Source organism: Ralstonia nicotianae (genome assembly GCF_018243235.1).
In the GTDB taxonomy this organism is placed as follows: domain Bacteria; phylum Pseudomonadota; class Gammaproteobacteria; order Burkholderiales; family Burkholderiaceae; genus Ralstonia; species Ralstonia nicotianae.
In genome coordinates, this window is the sequence record NZ_CP046674.1 from 3,331,531 (window position 1) to 3,347,987 (window position 16,457).

At 68.5% G+C, this 16,457-nt stretch carries 17 protein-coding genes; all 17 read left to right on the top strand.

Annotated elements, in window-relative coordinates:
- The first annotated feature begins 21 nt into the window (after positions 1–21).
- The 17 genes from can (at position 22) to GO999_RS15465 (ending at position 16,436) form a co-directional block, all read left to right on the top strand.
- Entirely contained in the window at positions 22–702 is a 681-nt protein-coding gene (gene can / locus GO999_RS15385; protein ID WP_011000244.1) for a carbonate dehydratase, read from the top strand.
- 638 nt (positions 703–1,340) lie between these two features.
- Positions 1,341–2,522 (top strand): acetyl-CoA C-acetyltransferase, encoded by a 1,182-nt coding sequence (locus tag GO999_RS15390; protein ID WP_211906364.1) that lies wholly within the window; start codon positions 1,341–1,343, stop codon positions 2,520–2,522.
- A gap of 10 nt (positions 2,523–2,532) precedes the next feature.
- Entirely contained in the window at positions 2,533–3,243 is a 711-nt protein-coding gene (locus GO999_RS15395) for an SDR family oxidoreductase (RefSeq protein ID WP_211906365.1), read from the top strand.
- 10 nt (positions 3,244–3,253) lie between these two features.
- Complete coding sequence (locus GO999_RS15400; RefSeq protein WP_011000241.1) at positions 3,254–4,384, top strand: acyl-CoA dehydrogenase family protein; 1,131 nt, start codon at positions 3,254–3,256, stop codon at positions 4,382–4,384.
- A 44-nt stretch (positions 4,385–4,428) separates the two neighbouring features.
- Positions 4,429–5,034, top strand: a complete 606-nt coding sequence (locus GO999_RS15405; protein ID WP_011000240.1) for a 2-hydroxychromene-2-carboxylate isomerase — start codon at positions 4,429–4,431, stop codon at positions 5,032–5,034.
- A gap of 24 nt (positions 5,035–5,058) precedes the next feature.
- Complete coding sequence (locus GO999_RS15410; RefSeq protein WP_071015278.1) at positions 5,059–5,484, top strand: rhodanese-like domain-containing protein; 426 nt, start codon at positions 5,059–5,061, stop codon at positions 5,482–5,484.
- Entirely contained in the window at positions 5,481–6,170 is a 690-nt protein-coding gene (locus GO999_RS15415) for an HAD family hydrolase (RefSeq protein ID WP_020831034.1), read from the top strand. Before GO999_RS15410 ends, GO999_RS15415 begins: the two co-directional genes overlap by 4 nt.
- Positions 6,167–6,601, top strand: coding sequence for a YchJ family metal-binding protein (locus GO999_RS15420; RefSeq protein ID WP_020831033.1), 435 nt, complete (start codon positions 6,167–6,169; stop codon positions 6,599–6,601). Before GO999_RS15415 ends, GO999_RS15420 begins: the two co-directional genes overlap by 4 nt.
- A 19-nt stretch (positions 6,602–6,620) precedes the next feature.
- Positions 6,621–8,228: a carboxyl transferase domain-containing protein gene (locus GO999_RS15425; protein WP_020831032.1), complete on the top strand. Its 1,608-nt coding sequence runs from the start codon at positions 6,621–6,623 to the stop codon at positions 8,226–8,228.
- A 20-nt stretch (positions 8,229–8,248) separates the two neighbouring features.
- Complete coding sequence (locus GO999_RS15430; protein WP_011000235.1) at positions 8,249–9,175, top strand: dienelactone hydrolase family protein; 927 nt, start codon at positions 8,249–8,251, stop codon at positions 9,173–9,175.
- The gene (locus GO999_RS15435) at positions 9,172–9,966 is read left to right on the top strand and encodes an enoyl-CoA hydratase/isomerase family protein (protein ID WP_020831030.1); all 795 of its coding nucleotides are present in this window, start codon (positions 9,172–9,174) and stop codon (positions 9,964–9,966) included. The genes GO999_RS15430 and GO999_RS15435 overlap by 4 nt, the downstream gene beginning before the upstream one ends.
- Before the next feature lie 35 nt (positions 9,967–10,001).
- A complete protein-coding gene (gene bioB, locus GO999_RS15440; RefSeq protein ID WP_011000233.1) occupies positions 10,002–11,084 on the top strand; it encodes a biotin synthase BioB in 1,083 nt (360 codons plus the stop codon).
- A 625-nt stretch (positions 11,085–11,709) separates the two neighbouring features.
- The gene (locus tag GO999_RS15445) at positions 11,710–13,734 is read left to right on the top strand and encodes an acetyl/propionyl/methylcrotonyl-CoA carboxylase subunit alpha (RefSeq protein WP_211906366.1); all 2,025 of its coding nucleotides are present in this window, start codon (positions 11,710–11,712) and stop codon (positions 13,732–13,734) included.
- 53 nt (positions 13,735–13,787) lie between these two features.
- Positions 13,788–14,087 carry a type II toxin-antitoxin system Phd/YefM family antitoxin gene (locus GO999_RS15450; RefSeq protein ID WP_011000231.1) on the top strand — a complete coding sequence of 100 codons (300 nt, stop codon included), beginning with the start codon at positions 13,788–13,790 and terminating at the stop codon, positions 14,085–14,087.
- A 7-nt stretch (positions 14,088–14,094) separates the two neighbouring features.
- On the top strand, positions 14,095–14,490 hold the full coding sequence (locus GO999_RS15455; protein WP_016722411.1) for a hypothetical protein: 396 nt from the start codon (positions 14,095–14,097) through the stop codon (positions 14,488–14,490).
- A gap of 73 nt (positions 14,491–14,563) precedes the next feature.
- Positions 14,564–15,505 carry a 2-hydroxyacid dehydrogenase gene (locus GO999_RS15460; protein WP_019717429.1) on the top strand — a complete coding sequence of 314 codons (942 nt, stop codon included), beginning with the start codon at positions 14,564–14,566 and terminating at the stop codon, positions 15,503–15,505.
- 1 nt (position 15,506) lies between these two features.
- A complete protein-coding gene (locus GO999_RS15465) occupies positions 15,507–16,436 on the top strand; it encodes a hydroxymethylglutaryl-CoA lyase (RefSeq protein ID WP_011000228.1) in 930 nt (309 codons plus the stop codon).
- Positions 16,437–16,457 lie beyond the last annotated feature (21 nt).

Below are 16,457 nucleotides of genomic sequence, written 5' to 3' on the forward strand. Positions count from 1 at the left end.
GCAACAACAAGACGGAAACACATGCCACATCGCATCAAGGAACTCTTCGAGAACAACCGCAAGTGGGTCGAGCGCGTCAATGCCGAAGACCCGGCGTTCTTCTCCGGCCTGGCCAACCAGCAAAACCCCGAATACCTGTGGATCGGCTGCTCCGACTCGCGCGTGCCGGCCAACCAGATCATCGGCCTGCCGCCGGGCGAAGTGTTCGTCCATCGCAACATCGCCAACGTGGTGGTGCACTCGGACCTGAACTGCCTGTCGGTGCTGCAGTTCGCGGTGGAAGTGCTGAAGATCCGGCACATCACCGTGGTCGGGCACTACGGCTGCTCGGGCGTGAAGGCCGCGCTGACCAACCAGCGCTTCGGGCTGGCGGACAACTGGATCCGCCACGTGCGCGACGTCGCCGAGCAGCACGACACCTACCTCGGCACGGTGATCCGCGAGCAGGACCGGCACGACCGGCTGTGCGAGCTCAATGTCATCCACCAGGTCAACAACGTGTGCCTGACCACCGTCGTGCAGGACGCCTGGGAACGCGGGCAGCCGCTGACCGTGCATGGCTGGATCTACGGCGTGAAGGACGGGCTGCTGCGCAATCTGGGGATGGCGGTGAACTCCAACGAAGAACTGCATGGCCAGCTGGCGAGTGCCTGGTTGAATTATGGGAAGAAGGGGAGTGTGCCTACGCCTGTGGGGTATTGAGGCTTTTGTTTGGGGGGAGGTGATGGGCTTGGGTTATGTGCTTGTGGTCCATCCCGGGTTTCGTCCCCTGCCGGGGCCGACTCACTTTCTTTGTCTTGCCAAAGAAAGTAAGCAAAGAAAGGCGCGCCCGATGCGGCGACCCCCTCCTTGAATTTGTGTTGCAGGGAGGGAGAGGAGGCAAACTCGCTTCGCTCAGACAGCCTCCTCTCTTTTTCCTCCCTGCAACACAAATTCAAGGCGCCGCATAGGGCAAGAACGGCCAAACCATCGGAGCACCACTTCAGCAGCACGAAACACGCGCCAGACAGGGCTCGCATACCAACGGTTTGCTTTTCCCGCCCTAGATGGCGCCTTGAATTTTTGATACCGGGCGGAAAAAGGAAGGGGGCTTGTCTGAGCGCAGCGAGTTTGCCCCCTTCCCCGCCCGGTATCAAAAATTCAAGGAGGGGGTCGCCATCTCGGGCGCGCCTTTCTTTTGCCTACTTTTCTTTGGCAAGACAAAGAAAAGTAGGTCAGCCCCGGCAGGGGATGAAACAAGGGTTGCACCACAAGTGCCAAGCCCTGGCGGAAGCCAAAACAGGAATGCACCAACACCACCAGTGCTGAACGCAAGAGAAAAAACCGGAGACCTATCACCCATGTCCGACCGCATCATCATCGCCTCCGCCGCCCGCACCCCCATGGGCGCCTTCCAGGGCGAGCTCGCCAGCCTGACCGCGCCGCAGCTCGGCGCGACCGCCATCCGCGCGGCGGTGGAGCGCGCAGGCCTGAAGCCCGAGCAGATCGAGGAGGTCATCATGGGCTGCGTGCTGCCGGCCGGCCAGGGCCAGGCGCCGGCGCGCCAGGCGGCGCTGGGCGCGGGCCTGCCGCTGTCGGTGGGCTGCACGACGGTCAACAAGATGTGCGGCTCGGGCATGCGCGCGGCGATGAACGCCTACGACGCGCTGCTGGCCGGATCGGTGGACGTAGTGGTGGCCGGCGGCATGGAGAGCATGACCAACGCGCCCTACCTGATCCCGAAGGGCCGCGGCGGCTACCGCATCGGCCACGGCATGATCTACGACCACATGATGCTCGACGGCCTGGAAGACGCCTATGACAAGGGCCGCGCCATGGGCACCTTCGGCGAGGACTGTGCCGAGAAGTACGGCTTCACGCGCGAGGCGCAGGATGCCTTCGCGATGGACTCCGTGCGGCGCGCGCAGGCAGCCACCGAATCGGGCGCGTTCCGCTGGGAGATCGCGCCGGTGACAGTGCCGGGCAAAGCCGGCGACGCCGTGGTCGACACCGACGAAGGCCCGCGCCGCATCAAGGTCGACAAGATTCCCTCGCTCAAGCCCGCGTTCAAGAAGGACGGCACGGTGACGGCCGCTTCGTCCTCGTCGATCAACGACGGCGCCGCCGCGCTGGTGATGATGCGGGAATCGACCGCCAGGCAGCTCGGCATCGCGCCGCTGGCGGTCATGCTGGGCCACACCACGCACGCGCAGGCGCCGGGCTGGTTCACCACCGCGCCGGTCACGGCGATCGACAAGCTGTTCAAAAAGCTCGGCTGGAGCACCGACAGCGTGGACCTGTTCGAGATCAACGAAGCGTTTGCCGTGGTGCCGATGGCGGCCATGCACGACCTGCGCATCCCGCACGAGAAGGTGAACGTGAACGGCGGCGCATGTGCGCTGGGCCACCCGATCGGCGCGTCGGGCGCGCGCCTGATCGCCACGCTGCTGGGCGCGCTGCGCCACCGCGGCGGCAAGCGCGGCGTGGCCAGCCTGTGCATCGGCGGCGGCGAGGCCACCGCGGTCGGCATCGAACTGCTGTGAGGCGCGCACGATGACGAACACGTCTTCCCGCTCCCGTACCGCCCTCGTCCTGGGCGCCTCGCGCGGCATCGGCCTGGAAACGGTCAGGCAATACCTGGCCGACGGCTGGCGCGTGATCGCCACCGTGCGCACCCAGGACGCCGCACAGGCACTGCAGGCGCTGGGCGCCGAGACCCACGTGCTGGACCTGACCGACGCCAACGCCATCGCCGGCCTGATCTGGAAGCTGGACGGCGAGGCGCTGGACGTGGCGATCTACGTGGCGGGCATCTACGGCCCGCGCACGCAGCGCGCCGAGCCGGTCAGCCGCGCCGACTTCGACGCCGTGATGCAGACCAACGTGTGGGGCCCGATGAGCGCGCTGCCGACGGTGCTGCCGATGGTCGAGGCCGGCCGCAACGGCGCGGGCGAGTCGGGCGGCGTACTGGCCGTCGTCTCCAGCCGCATGGGCAGCATCGGCGGCATGGAAAGCAACGGCGGCTGGCTGTATCGCGCCAGCAAGGCAGCGGTCAACGCGGCGCTGCGCGCGCTGTCCTTCGATGCGCGCAACGCCATCTGCCTGACCTTCCATCCGGGCTGGGTGCGCACCGACATGGGCGGCGCCGGCGCGGCCATCACGCCGGCCGAGAGCGTGGCGGGCATGCGCCGCGTGATCGCGGCCGCCACGCGCGGGGACAACGGCGCCTTCCGCAATTACGACGGCAGCGGCATCCAATGGTGAGGCCGGCACGATGCTCCTGACACCCGAACAAGAGATGATCCGCGACGCCATCCGCACCTTCGTGCGCGAGGCGATCGTGCCGCACGCGGCCGCGTGGGACCGCGACGCCACCTTCCCGAAGGACGTGCACCGCCAGCTCGGCGAGCTGGGCGCGTACGGCGTGGCGGTGCCGGAGGCCTACGGCGGCGCCGGGCTGGATTACCTGTCGCTGGCGCTGATCCTGGAGGAGATCGCCGCCGGCGACGGCGGCACCTCCACCGTCATCAGCGTCAACAACTGCCCGGTGTGCAGCATGCTGATGGCCTATGCCGACGAGGCCCAGAAGCAGCGCTGGCTGGCGCCGCTGGCGCGCGGCGAGATGCTGGGCGCGTTCTGCCTGACCGAGCCGCACGTGGGCTCGGATGCGGCCGCGCTGCGCACCACCGCCACACGCGACGGCGAGCACTGGGTGCTCAACGGCGTGAAGCAGTTCATCACCAGCGGCAAGCACGCGGACGTGGCCATCGTGATGGCGGTGACCGACAAGGCCGCGGGCAAGCGCGGCATCAGCGCCTTCCTGGTGCCGACCGCCACGCCCGGCTACATCGTCGCGCGGCTGGAGGACAAGCTCGGCCAGCACTCGTCCGACACCGCGCAGATCGTGCTGGAAGACTGCCGCATCCCCGCCGACTGCCTGCTCGGTTCGGCCGGCGAAGGCTACAGGATGGCGCTGTCCGGGCTGGAGGGCGGTCGCATCGGCATCGCCGCGCAGAGCGTGGGGATGGCGCGCGCGGCCTTCGAGGCGGCGCTGGCCTATGCCAAGGAACGCGAGAGCTTCGGCCAGCCGCTGTTCGCGCACCAGGCGGTGCAGTTCCGCCTGGCCGAGATGGCCACGCGCATCGACGTGGCGCGGCAGATGGTCTGGCACGCCGCCAGCCTGAAGGACGCGGGGCGAGCGTGCCTGAAGGAGGCGGCCATGGCCAAGCTCAACGCCAGCGAGATGGCCGAGCGCGTGTGCTCGGACGCCATCCAGGTCTTCGGCGGCTATGGCTACGTGAGCGATTTTCCGGTCGAGCGCATCTACCGCGACGTGCGCGTCTGCCAGATCTACGAAGGCACCAGCGACATCCAGAAGATCTTGATCGCCCGCGCGCTCGCGTAGCGGTTTTTTTTGGGAAAACGGCAACAACCAAGGGGGAGTGCATCATGAACGGGGCCATCGATTTCTACTTCGACTTTTCGTCGCCGTACGGCTACTTCGCCAGCACGCGCGTGGAGGCGCTTGCCCAGCAGTACAACCGCGCGACGGCGTGGCACCCGATCCTGCTGGGGGTGGTGTTCAAGACCACCGGCGGCGCGCCCCTGGCGCAGCAGCCGCTCAAGGGCGACTACGCCTGGCGCGATTTCGAGCGCACCGCGCGCTTCCACGGCATCGACTACCGCAAGCCGACCCACTTCCCGCTGCCGACGCAATATGCGGCGCGCGCCATGCTGTGGGTGCACGACCACCATGGCGGCGACCGCGCGATCGGGTTCGCGCAGGCCGTCTACCGCGCGCTGTTCGTCGACGACGTCAACATCGGCGAGCCGGCCGAGGTGATGAAGATCGCCGACGCGCTGGGCATCGACGGCAACGCGCTCAATGCTGGCGCGGGCAGCCAGCAGATCAAGGACCAGCTCAAGGCCGAGATCGACCTGGCCATGTCACGCGGGGTGTTCGGCTCGCCCTACGTGATCATCGACGGCGAGCCGTTCTGGGGCTTCGACCGCTTCGACCAGATCGAGGCCCTGCTGCGCGATGGCCGCGTGTAATACCCAACCGCCAAGGAGATCCGCATGCCGATGAAGAAAGGATTCCGCGCCCTCGTCGACGAGGCCCTGGCCGAGATCCGCACGCTGTCGGTGGACGAAGCCCGCGCGATGCTCGACGACCCGCGGGTGCAGTTCGTCGACGTGCGCGACATCCGCGAGCTGGAGCGCGCGTGCGGGATCCCGCACGCGCTGCACGCGCCGCGCGGCATGCTGGAGTTCTGGGTCGACCCGGACTCCCCGTATCACAAGCCGGCCTTTGCGCAGGACAAGACCTTCGTCTTCTTCTGCGCGGCCGGCTGGCGCAGCGCGCTGGCCGCCAAGACCGTGCAGGACATGGGCCTGGGATCCGGCCACACCGGGCGCGTGGCGCATATCGACGGCGGTTTCACCGCCTGGAAGGCGGCCGGCGCGCCGGTCGCCGCTTACGAAAAACCCACCAAGAAAGCATGACTGAAGTCTCCCACCTCGCCCCCGCCGGCCGCCGCTTCGACGCCATCCTGTTCGATTGCGACGGCGTGCTGGTCGACAGCGAACCCCTCGTCAACCGGCTGATCTGGCAGATGCTCAATGAGCTCGGCATCGACATCAGCCTGGAGGACTCCACCCGGCGCTTCCTCGGCAAGGCCATCCGCGAAGAGCTGGATGCGATTGCCGCGATGCGCGGCGCGCCGCTGCCGGCCGGCTGGCTGTCCACCTTCCACGCGCGCCGCAATGCGCTGCTGGAAGCCGAAGTGCAGGCCGTGCCCCACGTGACGCAGGCCATCGAAGCGCTGTCCGCGCTGGGTCTGCCGATGGCGGTCGCCTCCGGCGCCGACCGCCTGAAGGTCGAGCTGCAGCTCAACCGCACCGGCCTGATCCACCGCTTCCAACCTACCGATGCGCGCATCTTTTCCGCCACCGAGGTCGAGCGCAGCAAACCCGCGCCCGACGTCTACCTGCTGGCCGCGCGCCGGCTGGGGGTGGCGCCGTCGCGCTGCGTGGTGATCGAGGACAGCCCCACCGGCGTCACCGCCGGCCACACCGCCGGCATGATGGTGCTGGCCTACGCCGGCCGCAACGCGCCCGGCCCGCTGATCGCCGCCGGCGCCGCGCACACCTTCACCGACATGCGCCACCTGCCGGCGCTGCTGGCATGACGCGCGCCCTGCCCGCCCCGGCCCCGACCGCGGCCTGTCCGTGCGGCGCCGGCGCCTACGGCCGCTGCTGCGGCCCGTTCCATGCGGGCGACGCGGCGCCGGCCACGGCCGAGCAGCTCATGCGCTCGCGCTACAGCGCCTATGTGCTGCACGACACGGCCTACCTGCGCCGCACCTGGCACCCGTCCACCTGCCCGACAGACCTGGAGCGCGGCGAAGCCGATGCGCCCGCCACGCGCTGGCTCGGCCTGGACGTCAAGCGCCACGCGCAGCAGGACCCGACCCACGCGACGGTGGAGTTCGTCGCGCGCTACAAGGTGGGCGGACGCGCGCACCGCCTGCACGAAACCAGCCGCTTCGTCCGCCTGGACGCGGGCGGCGCCGAATCCCCGCAAGGCCGCTGGCTGTACGTTGACGGCGACCTGACCTGACCCCGACCCGACCGCCGCCATGCCGACACTCGAGACCAAGCTCAACCCACGTGCCGACGACTTCAAGGCCAACGCCGACGCCATGCGTGCGCTGGTGGCCGACCTGCGCGACAAGGTCGCCCGCATCGCCCTGGGCGGCGGCGGCGATGCGCGCGCCAAGCACCTCGCGCGCGGCAAGCTGCTGCCGCGCGAGCGCGTGCAGCAGCTGCTCGACCCCGGCACGCCGTTCCTGGAGTTCTCGCAGCTGGCGGCCCACGGCATGTACGACGACGCCGCGCCCGGCGCCGGCATCATCACCGGCATCGGCCGCATCTCGGGGCAGGAATGCGTGATCGTGTGCAACGACGCCACCGTCAAGGGCGGCACCTACTACCCGATGACGGTGAAAAAACACCTGCGCGCGCAGGAGATCGCCGAGCAGAACCACCTGCCCTGCGTCTACCTGGTCGACTCGGGCGGCGCCAACCTGCCCAACCAGGACGACGTCTTCCCCGACCGCGACCACTTCGGCCGCATCTTCTACAACCAGGCCAACCTGTCAGCCAAGGGCATCCCGCAGATCGCGGTGGTGATGGGCTCGTGCACGGCCGGCGGCGCCTACGTGCCGGCCATGAGCGACGAATCGATCATCGTCAAGGAACAGGGCACCATCTTCCTGGCCGGCCCGCCGCTGGTGAAGGCCGCCACCGGCGAGGTGGTGAGCGCCGAAGACCTGGGCGGCGCCGACGTGCACACGCGCCTGTCGGGCGTGGCCGACTACTTCGCCAACAACGACGCGCACGCGCTGGCCCAGGCCCGCGGCATCGTCGCCCACCTGAACCGCCGCAAGCCCGAGCAAGTGCAGATTCATGCGCCGGTCGAGCCGCGCTACGCGGCCGAAGAACTCTACGGCGTGATCCCGACCGACACGCGCAAGCCGTTCGACGTGCGCGAAGTCATCGCCCGCATCGTCGACGATTCGGCCTTCGATGAATTCAAGGCGCGCTACGGCACCACGCTGGTGTGCGGCTTCGCCCGCATCTGGGGGTATCCGGTCGGCATCATCGCCAACAACGGCATCCTGTTCTCGGAGGCGGCGCTCAAGGGGGCGCACTTCATCGAGCTGTGCTGCCAGCGCAAGATCCCGCTGGTGTTCCTGCAGAACATCACCGGCTTCATGGTCGGGCGCAAGTACGAGAACGAGGGCATCGCCAAGAACGGCGCCAAGATGGTGACGGCGGTGGCCACCGCCCAGGTGCCCAAGTTCACGGTCATCATCGGCGGCTCGTTCGGGGCGGGCAACTACGGCATGTGCGGGCGCGCGTATTCGCCGCGATTCCTGTGGATGTGGCCGAACGCGCGCATCTCGGTGATGGGCGGCGAGCAGGCCGCGAGCGTGCTCGCCACCGTGCGCCGCGACGGCATCGAGGCCCGCGGCGGCCACTGGAGCACGGACGAGGAAGCCGCCTTCAAGGCGCCGATCCGCGAGCAGTACGAGCGCCAGGGCCATCCGTACTACGCCAGCGCGCGCCTGTGGGACGACGGCGTGATCGACCCGGCCGATACGCGCAGCGTGCTGGGCCTGGGGCTGTCGGCCAGCCTGAACGCGCCGATCGGCGAGATGAATTTCGGCGTGTTCCGCATGTAGGCGGGCCGCCACGGTACTGAATGGAGAGCGACGTGAACCACGCACATCGGCCGGGATGGCGCCGCGCATGGGCCGTGCTCGGCTGCGCCCTGCTGCTCGCCACGGCCGCGCGCGCCGACGACCCGCCGCCGGCCGGCATGACCGAGCAGGTGGTGGAGGTGCCCAAGCCGGCCGGCATCTTCACCATCCGGCTGGAGACCACCATCTTCAAGCCGGCCGGCGACGGCCCCTTTCCGCTGATCGTGCTCAACCACGGCAAGGCGCACGGCAAGCCGGCCTTCCAGGACCGTGCCCGCTACCTCGCGCAGGCCGCCGCGCTGGTGGCGCGCGGCTACGTGGTGGCGCTGCCGATGCGCCAGGGGTTCGCCAGATCGGGCGGCGCCTACATCGGCGGCGGCTGCAACGTGGAGTCCAACGGCATCGTGCAGGCCGAGGACGTGGTGGCCGCGCTCGACTACCTGACGCAGCAGCCCTACGTGGACCGCAGCCGCATCGTTGTCATGGGCCAGTCGCACGGCGGGCTGACAACGATGGCGTTCGGCACGCTCGCCTACCCCGGCGTGCGCGGCCTGGTCAATTTCGCGGGCGGCCTGCGCAACGACACCTGCGTCGCCTGGGAAGACAACCTGGTGCACGCCTTCGGCAACTACGGCAAGCAGTCGCGCTATCCGTCGCTGTGGTTCTACGGCGACAACGACAGCTACTGGCCCAGGCCGCTGCCGGAGAAACTGTTCGCCGCCTACACGGGCGCGGGCGGCAAGGCCCGCTTGGTCGACTTCGGCACCTTCCAGGGCGATTCGCACGGCATGTTCGGCAGCCGTGCCGGCTTGCCCATCTGGCTGCCGGAGGTCGACGCCTTCCTGCGCGAGCTTGGCCTGCCCAGCGGCCCCGTCCCCGCCTCCACACCGGCCAGCGCATCGGCCGATGCCAACCAGGACACGCAATGAACGCCTTCGAGACCCTCGCCTTCGCACAGCACGGCGCCGTGGCCACGGTCACGCTCAACCGGCCGGACGTGCGCAACGCCTTCAACGAGACCGTCATCGCCGAGCTGACCGGGGCGTTCCACGCCCTGGCCACGGAAGACAGCGTGCGCGCCATCGTGCTGGCCGGCCACGGCCCGGCCTTCTGCGCGGGCGCGGACCTGAACTGGATGCGGAAGATGGCCGGCTACTCCGACGACGAAAACCGCGCCGATGCCCTGCGCCTGGCCGAGATGCTGCGCGCCATCCACGCCTGCCCGAAGCCCGTGGTCGCCCGCGTGCACGGCGACACCTACGCGGGCGGCGTTGGCCTGGTGTCGGCCTGCGACATCGTCGTAGCGGCGGATACCGCACACTTCTGCCTGTCGGAGGCCAGGCTCGGCCTGATTCCGGCTACTATCAGCCCCTACGTGATCCGCGCGCTGGGCGAACAGGCCTCGCGCCGCTACTTCATCACCGCCGAGCGCTTCACCGCGGCCGAGGCGCACCGCCTGGGCCTCGTCCATGAACTGGCGGGCGCCGAGGCGCTGGACGCCACGGTGGACGCGCTCACCGCCGCGCTGGTGGCCAACAGCCCCAACGCGGTGCGGGAAAGCAAGCGGCTGGTGCGCGAGATCGCCGGCGCGCCGATCGACGACGCGCTGCTGGCCGACACCGCCAACCGCATCGCCGCCATCCGCGCCTCCACCGAAGGCCGCGAAGGCGTGCAGAGTTTCCTGGGCAAGCGCAAACCGAACTGGCTGCTGCCGGCCTGACCCCATTCATTATTTGTTCGTTTCAAGGAAGTCCCATGCAACACGCCCCGCTCAACTTCGTTCCCGATGCCGCCAAGGTGCCGCCCACGCCCGGCCAGAGCCCGAACGCGCGCTGGAGCCGCGAGGCCATCGAAGCGCTGTTCGCGCTGCCGTTCAACGACCTGCTGTTCCAGGCGCAGCAGGTGCACCGCGCCCACTTCGACGCCAACGCGGTGCAGCTCTCCACGCTGCTGTCGATCAAGACCGGCGGCTGCCCCGAGGATTGCTCCTACTGCCCGCAATCGGCACGCTACGACACCGGCGTCGAGGCCGAGAAGCTGATGCCGATCGACACCGTGCTCGAAGCCGCCGCCCGCGCCAAGCAGAACGGCGCCAGCCGCTTCTGCATGGGCGCGGCCTGGCGCAACCCCAAGCCGCACCAGCTCGATGCCGTGGCCGACATGGTGCGCGGGGTCAAGGCGATGGGCCTGGAGACCTGCGTCACGCTCGGCATGCTCAAGCAGGAGCAGGCCCAGCAGCTCAAGGATGCCGGCCTCGACTACTACAACCACAACCTCGACACCGCGCCCGAGTTCTACGGCGAGATCATCACCACGCGCACCTACCAGGACCGCCTCGACACCCTCGAGCACGTGCGCGACGCCGGCATCAACGTGTGCTGCGGCGGCATCGTCGGCCTGGGCGAATCGCGCCACGAGCGCGCGGGGCTGGTCGCCGAGCTGGCCAACATGGAGCCGTATCCGGATTCGGTGCCGATCAACAACCTGGTCAAGGTCGAAGGCACGCCGCTGGCGGGCAACGAAGCGCTCGACCCATTCGAGTTCGTGCGCACCATCGCCGTGGCGCGGATCACCATGCCCAAGGCCATGGTGCGGCTATCCGCCGGCCGCGAAGCGATGGACGACGCGCTGCAGGCGCTGTGCTTCATGGCGGGGGCCAACTCGATCTTCTACGGCGAGAAGCTGCTGACGACCGACAACCCGGAGGCCGATGCCGATCGCAAACTGCTGGCGCGGCTGGGGATGCGGGTGGAGGTGCAGGATCATCTGCATCAGGCGGAGGGGGCGCAGCATTCGCATTCGTCGCATTGTCATATCGACATTACGCCGGCTGATTGATTGATTTTTTGGTGGGGGGATGGACTGGTTTTTCGCTGGTGGTCCATCCCCCTTTCGTCCCCTGCCGGGGCCGACCTACTTTCTTTGTCTTGCCAAAGAAAGTAGGCAAAGAAAGGCGCGCCCGAGATGGCGACCCCCTCCTTGAATTTGTGTTGCAGGGAGGAGAGAGGGGCAAACTCGCTTCGCTCAGACAGGCCCCTCTCTTTTTTCCTCCCTGCAACACAAATTCAAGGCGCCATCTAGGGCAGGAACGGCCAAACCATCGCAGCACCAGTTCAGCAGCTACAAGATTTTCCGCAGCAAGGCCAGCGCACAGATGGTTTGCTTTGCCCTTGCCCTATGCGGCGCCTTGAATTTTTGTTGCGGGGAGGAAAAAGGAAGGGGGCTGTCTGAGCGAAGCGAGTTTGCCCCCTTCCCCTCCCCGCAACAAAAATTCAAGGAGGGTGTCGCCGCATCGGGCGCGCCTTTCTTTGCCTACTTTCTTTGGCAAGACAAAGAAAGTAGGTCAGCCCCGGCAGGGGATGAAACAAGGGATGGACCACCAAGCCCAGCCCCGCCAGGGGACGAAACACGGGATGCACCACAAGTGCAAAACACAAAGAGAAAGCACAAGGAGACAAACCCAATGTTCACCAAGCTGCTCATCGCCAACCGAGGCGAAATCGCCTGCCGGGTCGCCGCGACCTGCCGTCGCCTGGGCATCGGCACCGTTGCGGTGTATTCCGATGCCGATGTCGATGCGCGCCACGTCGCCGCGTGCGATGAGGCCATCCACATCGGTGAGCCGGCCGCCCGCGACAGTTATCTGCGCGCCGACCGCATCCTCGAAGCCGCGCGCGCGACGGGTGCCCAGGCCATCCACCCGGGCTATGGCTTCCTGTCGGAGAACGAGGCCTTTGCGCGGGCCTGCTCGGAGGCCGGCCTGGTCTTCGTCGGGCCGCCGGCCTCGGCCATCGAGGCGATGGGCAGCAAGAGCGCGGCCAAGGCGCTGATGGAGACGGCCGGTGTGCCGCTGGTGCCCGGCTACCACGGCGACAACCAGGATGCCGCGTTCCTGCGCGCGCAGGCCGATCGCATCGGCTACCCGGTGCTGATCAAGGCCAGTGCGGGCGGCGGCGGCAAGGGCATGCGCGTGGTGGAGACGGGCGAGGCATTCGCGGCCGCGCTGGCCTCGGTCAAGCGCGAGGCGTCGAGCAGCTTCGGCGATGACCGCGTGCTGATCGAGAAGTACCTGACGCGCCCGCGCCATATCGAGATCCAGGTATTCGCCGACGGCTTCGGCGACGCGGTCTACCTGTTCGAGCGCGACTGCTCGGTGCAGCGCCGCCACCAGAAGGTGCTGGAGGAAGCGCCCGCGCCGGGCATGACGCCGGAGCGCCGCCGCGCCATGGGCGAGGCCGCCGTGGCCGCGGCGCGCGCGGTCGGCTACGTGGGCGCCGGCACGGTCGAGTTCATCGTCGACGAGGACGGCACCTTCTACTTCATGGAGATGAACACGCGCCTGCAGGTCGAGCACCCCGTCACCGAGATGATCACCGGCGAGGACCTCGTCGAATGGCAGCTGCGCGTGGCCTGCGGCGAACCGCTGCCGCGCGCGCAGGACGCGCTGCGCATCCACGGCCACGCGCTGGAGGCCCGCATCTACGCCGAGAACCCCGAGCGCGACTTCCTGCCCTCGATCGGCACGCTGAAGGTGCTGCGCACGCCGGCGGCGGTGGAGTTCACCGTCGGCGCGCAGGCCAGCGGCGAGCCGGCCGCGGTGCGCATCGACGCGGGCGTGCGCGAGGGCGATGCCATCAGCCCGTATTACGACCCGATGATCGCCAAGCTGATCGTCTGGGGCCGCGACCGCGAGGAAGCGCTGGCGCGCATGCTGCAGGCGCTGGGCGGCTTCCATCTGGTCGGGCTGTCGTCCAACGTGGCCTTCCTGCGGCGGCTGGTGGCGTCGCAGCCGTTTGCCGCGGCGGACCTGGATACCGGCCTGATCGCGCGTCACCACGACGCGCTGTTCCCGGCCGCACCGCCGGTGCCGCGCGAAGCGGTCGCACTGGCGGCCGCCGCGCTGCTGGCCCGCGAGGCGCGCGGCCTGCGCACGGACACGCGCGACCCGCACTCCCCCTGGACACGCGGCAGCGGCTGGCGCCTGAACGGCGAGGCCGAGCGCACGCTGCGCTTCGCGCAGGGCGACCAGGCCATCGAAGCGCACCTGGTCTACGGCCGCGACGGCACGCGCCTGCGCGTGGACGACCACGAAACGCCCTTCACCACGCAGCGCCACGGCGACACCTTCACCGTCGCGCTCGGCTCGCGCAAGGCGGCCGGCCAGGTGCACGTCGACGGCGACGCCTTCCACGTCTTCACCGGCGGCACGCACTGGGCACTGGAGCGAGACGACCCGCTCGCCCATGCCGGCGAGGCCGACGACGAAGGCGGCAAGCTGACCGCGCCGATGCCCGGCAAGGTCATCGCCGTGCTGGCCACGCCCGGCCAGAGCGTCGCCAAGGGCGCGCCGCTGGTGGTCATGGAAGCGATGAAGATGGAGCACACCCTCACCGCCCCGGCCGATGGCGTGGTCGAGTCGGTGCTGTACGGCGTGGGGGACCAGGTGGCCGAAGGGGTGCAGCTGCTGGCGTTCAAGCCGGCGGCGTGATGCATGCGTGCATGATGTACAGAATTCTGTACTGATTTTGTCAGGAGACCGCCATGGCATTTTCGGCACGCGACGTCATCCCGCTGTCCCAGGCCCGCGCCAACCTCTCGGAACTGGCCGAGCAAGTAAAGGCGGGCGCGGAAAAGATCGTCACGAAGAACGGGGAGAGCTACATCGCCCTGATCGACGCGCAGCGACTCGACTACTACCACCAGCTTGAACGGGCACGTATTCACCTGCTCGTGCTGGACGAGGCATCCAAAGGATTGGCCGATGTGGAAGCCGGGCGCGTCAAGGATGCCCGGCAGACACTCGGGGCATTGAAGCGGCGACGCAGCAGCAGTCAGGCGTAGCCCGCAAATGGCACGCAAGCAACACCTGCCCGTCAAGCTGACGGAGAACTTCGAACGCAATCTCGAAACGATCGAGGCATTCTGGTCCGAGCGTGAATTTCCCGCAGGCTATGACCGCTTGCTGGACGACCTAGCCGAGACCGTCATCCCAAACCTGGAGCAGTTCCCGGCGATGGGCGCACCACTCCTGTCGCGCGCGGCGACCTCGGTGGAAGCCGTGTCCAAGCAGGGCCAACTGCAGGATCAACTCGCGCGTTTCACCTCGGGTGAGCTTCGCGAATACCTCCTTCAGGATGACCTGGTCTTGTACGCTCACATTGACGACACGATCTACCTGCTATCGATCCGGCACTACCGGCAGTTGTCCTTCGATTTCGCGCACCTCTGGCCCGGACCGCACTGAAACCCACCACCGCGCGCATCGGCGCCCCCTGCTACACTCCTTGACGTATACGTCAACCACCACGCGGCGCCCCATGCACATCCAGATCTACACCCCCGACGGCAAGCCCCAGCCCTGGCTGGACGGCTTCGCGCAAGCGCTGCCCGGGGCGCGGCTGTCGGTCTGGGCGCAAGGCGCGGCGCACGATGCCGACTACGCCGTGGTCTGGCAGCCGCCCGCCGACATGCTGCGCGGCCGCACCGACCTGCGCGCGGTGTTCAACCTGGGCGCCGGCGTCGATGCCATCCTGGGCCTGCTCGCGCAATCGCCCGATGCGCTGCCCGAGAGCGTGCCGATCGTGCGCCTGGACGACGCCGGCATGGCCTCGCAGATGAGCGAATATGTCACCCACGCCGTGCTGCGCTTCTTCCGCCGGCTGGACGAGTACGAGCGCCTGCAGCAGGCGAAGATCTGGCGCTTCCTGAAGCCGTTCGATCGCGACGCGTTCGTGGTCGGCGTGCTGGGCCTGGGCGTGCTGGGCACGCACATCGCGCGCACGCTGGCGGGCTTCGGTTTTCCGGTGCGCGGGTGGAGCCGCTCGGCCAAGTCGGTGGAAGGCATCGACTGCCGCGCGGGCGCCGACGCCCTGCCCGGCTTCCTGGCCGGCACGCGCGTGCTGATCAACGTGCTGCCGCTGACGGCCGATACCGAGAACGTGCTCGATGCCGCGCTGTTCGACCAGCTCGAAGCCGGCGCGTATCTCGTCAACGTGGCGCGCGGCAAGCACCTGGTCGAGGACGACCTGCTCGCGGCCGTCGCGCGCGGGCAGATCGCCGGCGCGGCGCTCGACGTCTTCCGCACCGAGCCGCTGCCCGCCGATCATCCCTTCTGGACCGAACCGCGCATCCGCATCACGCCGCACATCTCGGCGCTGACGCTGCGCGAGGTCAGCATTGCCCAGATCGCGCGCAAGATCCGCGCGCTGGAAGCCGGCGAGCCGATCGCCGGCATCGTCGATCTGCAACGAGGTTACTGAGATGACGTTCCCGCATTTTGTGAAAGTAGTCGAGGTCGGCCCGCGCGACGGCCTGCAGAACGAGAAGTCGCCGGTGTCCACCGAGGCCAAGGTGGAGCTGGTGAACCGCCTGTCCGACGCCGGCTTCGTCAACGTGGAGGCCGCGTCGTTCGTGTCGCCCCGGTGGGTGCCCCAGATGGCCGACGGCGCCGACGTGATGGCGCGCATCCAGCGCCGGCCCGGCACGCTGTATTCCGCGCTGACGCCCAACATGAAGGGTTTCGAGGCCGCCGCCGCCGCGCTCGCCGATGAAGTGGTGATCTTCAGCGCGGCCAGCGAGGCGTTCTCGCAGAAGAACATCAACTGCTCGATCGCTGAATCGATCGAACGGTTCGTGCCGGTGGCCCGGGCCGCCAAGGACGCGGGCATCCGGCTGCGCGGGTCGATCTCGTGCGCGCTGGGCTGTCCGTACCAGGGCGAGGTGCCGGTAGCGTCGGTCGTCGATGTGGTCAAGCGGCTGGCGGCGCTCGGCTGCGATGAGATCGACATCGCCGACACCATCGGCGTGGGCACCGCCGGCCGCGTCAAGGCGGTGATGGAAGCCGCCGCCGCCGCCTTCCCGCTCGACCGGCTGTCGGGCCATTTCCACGACACCTACGGCCAGGCGCTGGCCAATATCCTGGCGAGCCTGGAAGTGGGCGTTGCCATCTTCCACGCGTCGGTGGCGGGGCTGGGCGGCTGCCCGTACGCCAAAGGGGCGACCGGCAACGTCGCCACCGAAGACGTGCTGTACCTGCTGCATGGCTTGGGGCTGCGCACCGGCATCGACCTGGACAAGGTGGTGCTGGCCGGCGACTTCATCTCCCAGGCCATCGGCCGGCCGACCGCCTCGCGCGCCGGCCGCGCCCTGCTGCTCAAGCTGCAGGACCAGATCGCCCAGGCCTGCATCTGACGCCAACGCTCAATGACGACG

Excerpts from the sequence above, each read along its gene's own strand:
- can (WP_011000244.1), top strand. The coding sequence starts at position 22 with ATGCCACATCGCATCAAGGAACTCTTCGAGAACAACCGCAAGTGGGTC.
- GO999_RS15390 (WP_211906364.1), top strand. The coding sequence starts at position 1,341 with ATGTCCGACCGCATCATCATCGCCTCCGCCGCCCGCACCCCCATGGGC.
- GO999_RS15395 (WP_211906365.1), top strand. The coding sequence starts at position 2,533 with ATGACGAACACGTCTTCCCGCTCCCGTACCGCCCTCGTCCTGGGCGCC.
- GO999_RS15400 (WP_011000241.1), top strand. The coding sequence starts at position 3,254 with ATGCTCCTGACACCCGAACAAGAGATGATCCGCGACGCCATCCGCACC.
- GO999_RS15405 (WP_011000240.1), top strand. The coding sequence starts at position 4,429 with ATGAACGGGGCCATCGATTTCTACTTCGACTTTTCGTCGCCGTACGGC.
- GO999_RS15410 (WP_071015278.1), top strand. The coding sequence starts at position 5,059 with ATGCCGATGAAGAAAGGATTCCGCGCCCTCGTCGACGAGGCCCTGGCC.
- GO999_RS15415 (WP_020831034.1), top strand. The coding sequence starts at position 5,481 with ATGACTGAAGTCTCCCACCTCGCCCCCGCCGGCCGCCGCTTCGACGCC.
- GO999_RS15420 (WP_020831033.1), top strand. The coding sequence starts at position 6,167 with ATGACGCGCGCCCTGCCCGCCCCGGCCCCGACCGCGGCCTGTCCGTGC.
- GO999_RS15425 (WP_020831032.1), top strand. The coding sequence starts at position 6,621 with ATGCCGACACTCGAGACCAAGCTCAACCCACGTGCCGACGACTTCAAG.
- GO999_RS15430 (WP_011000235.1), top strand. The coding sequence starts at position 8,249 with ATGGAGAGCGACGTGAACCACGCACATCGGCCGGGATGGCGCCGCGCA.
- GO999_RS15435 (WP_020831030.1), top strand. The coding sequence starts at position 9,172 with ATGAACGCCTTCGAGACCCTCGCCTTCGCACAGCACGGCGCCGTGGCC.
- bioB (WP_011000233.1), top strand. The coding sequence starts at position 10,002 with ATGCAACACGCCCCGCTCAACTTCGTTCCCGATGCCGCCAAGGTGCCG.
- GO999_RS15445 (WP_211906366.1), top strand. The coding sequence starts at position 11,710 with ATGTTCACCAAGCTGCTCATCGCCAACCGAGGCGAAATCGCCTGCCGG.
- GO999_RS15450 (WP_011000231.1), top strand. The coding sequence starts at position 13,788 with ATGGCATTTTCGGCACGCGACGTCATCCCGCTGTCCCAGGCCCGCGCC.
- GO999_RS15455 (WP_016722411.1), top strand. The coding sequence starts at position 14,095 with ATGGCACGCAAGCAACACCTGCCCGTCAAGCTGACGGAGAACTTCGAA.
- GO999_RS15460 (WP_019717429.1), top strand. The coding sequence starts at position 14,564 with ATGCACATCCAGATCTACACCCCCGACGGCAAGCCCCAGCCCTGGCTG.
- GO999_RS15465 (WP_011000228.1), top strand. The coding sequence starts at position 15,507 with ATGACGTTCCCGCATTTTGTGAAAGTAGTCGAGGTCGGCCCGCGCGAC.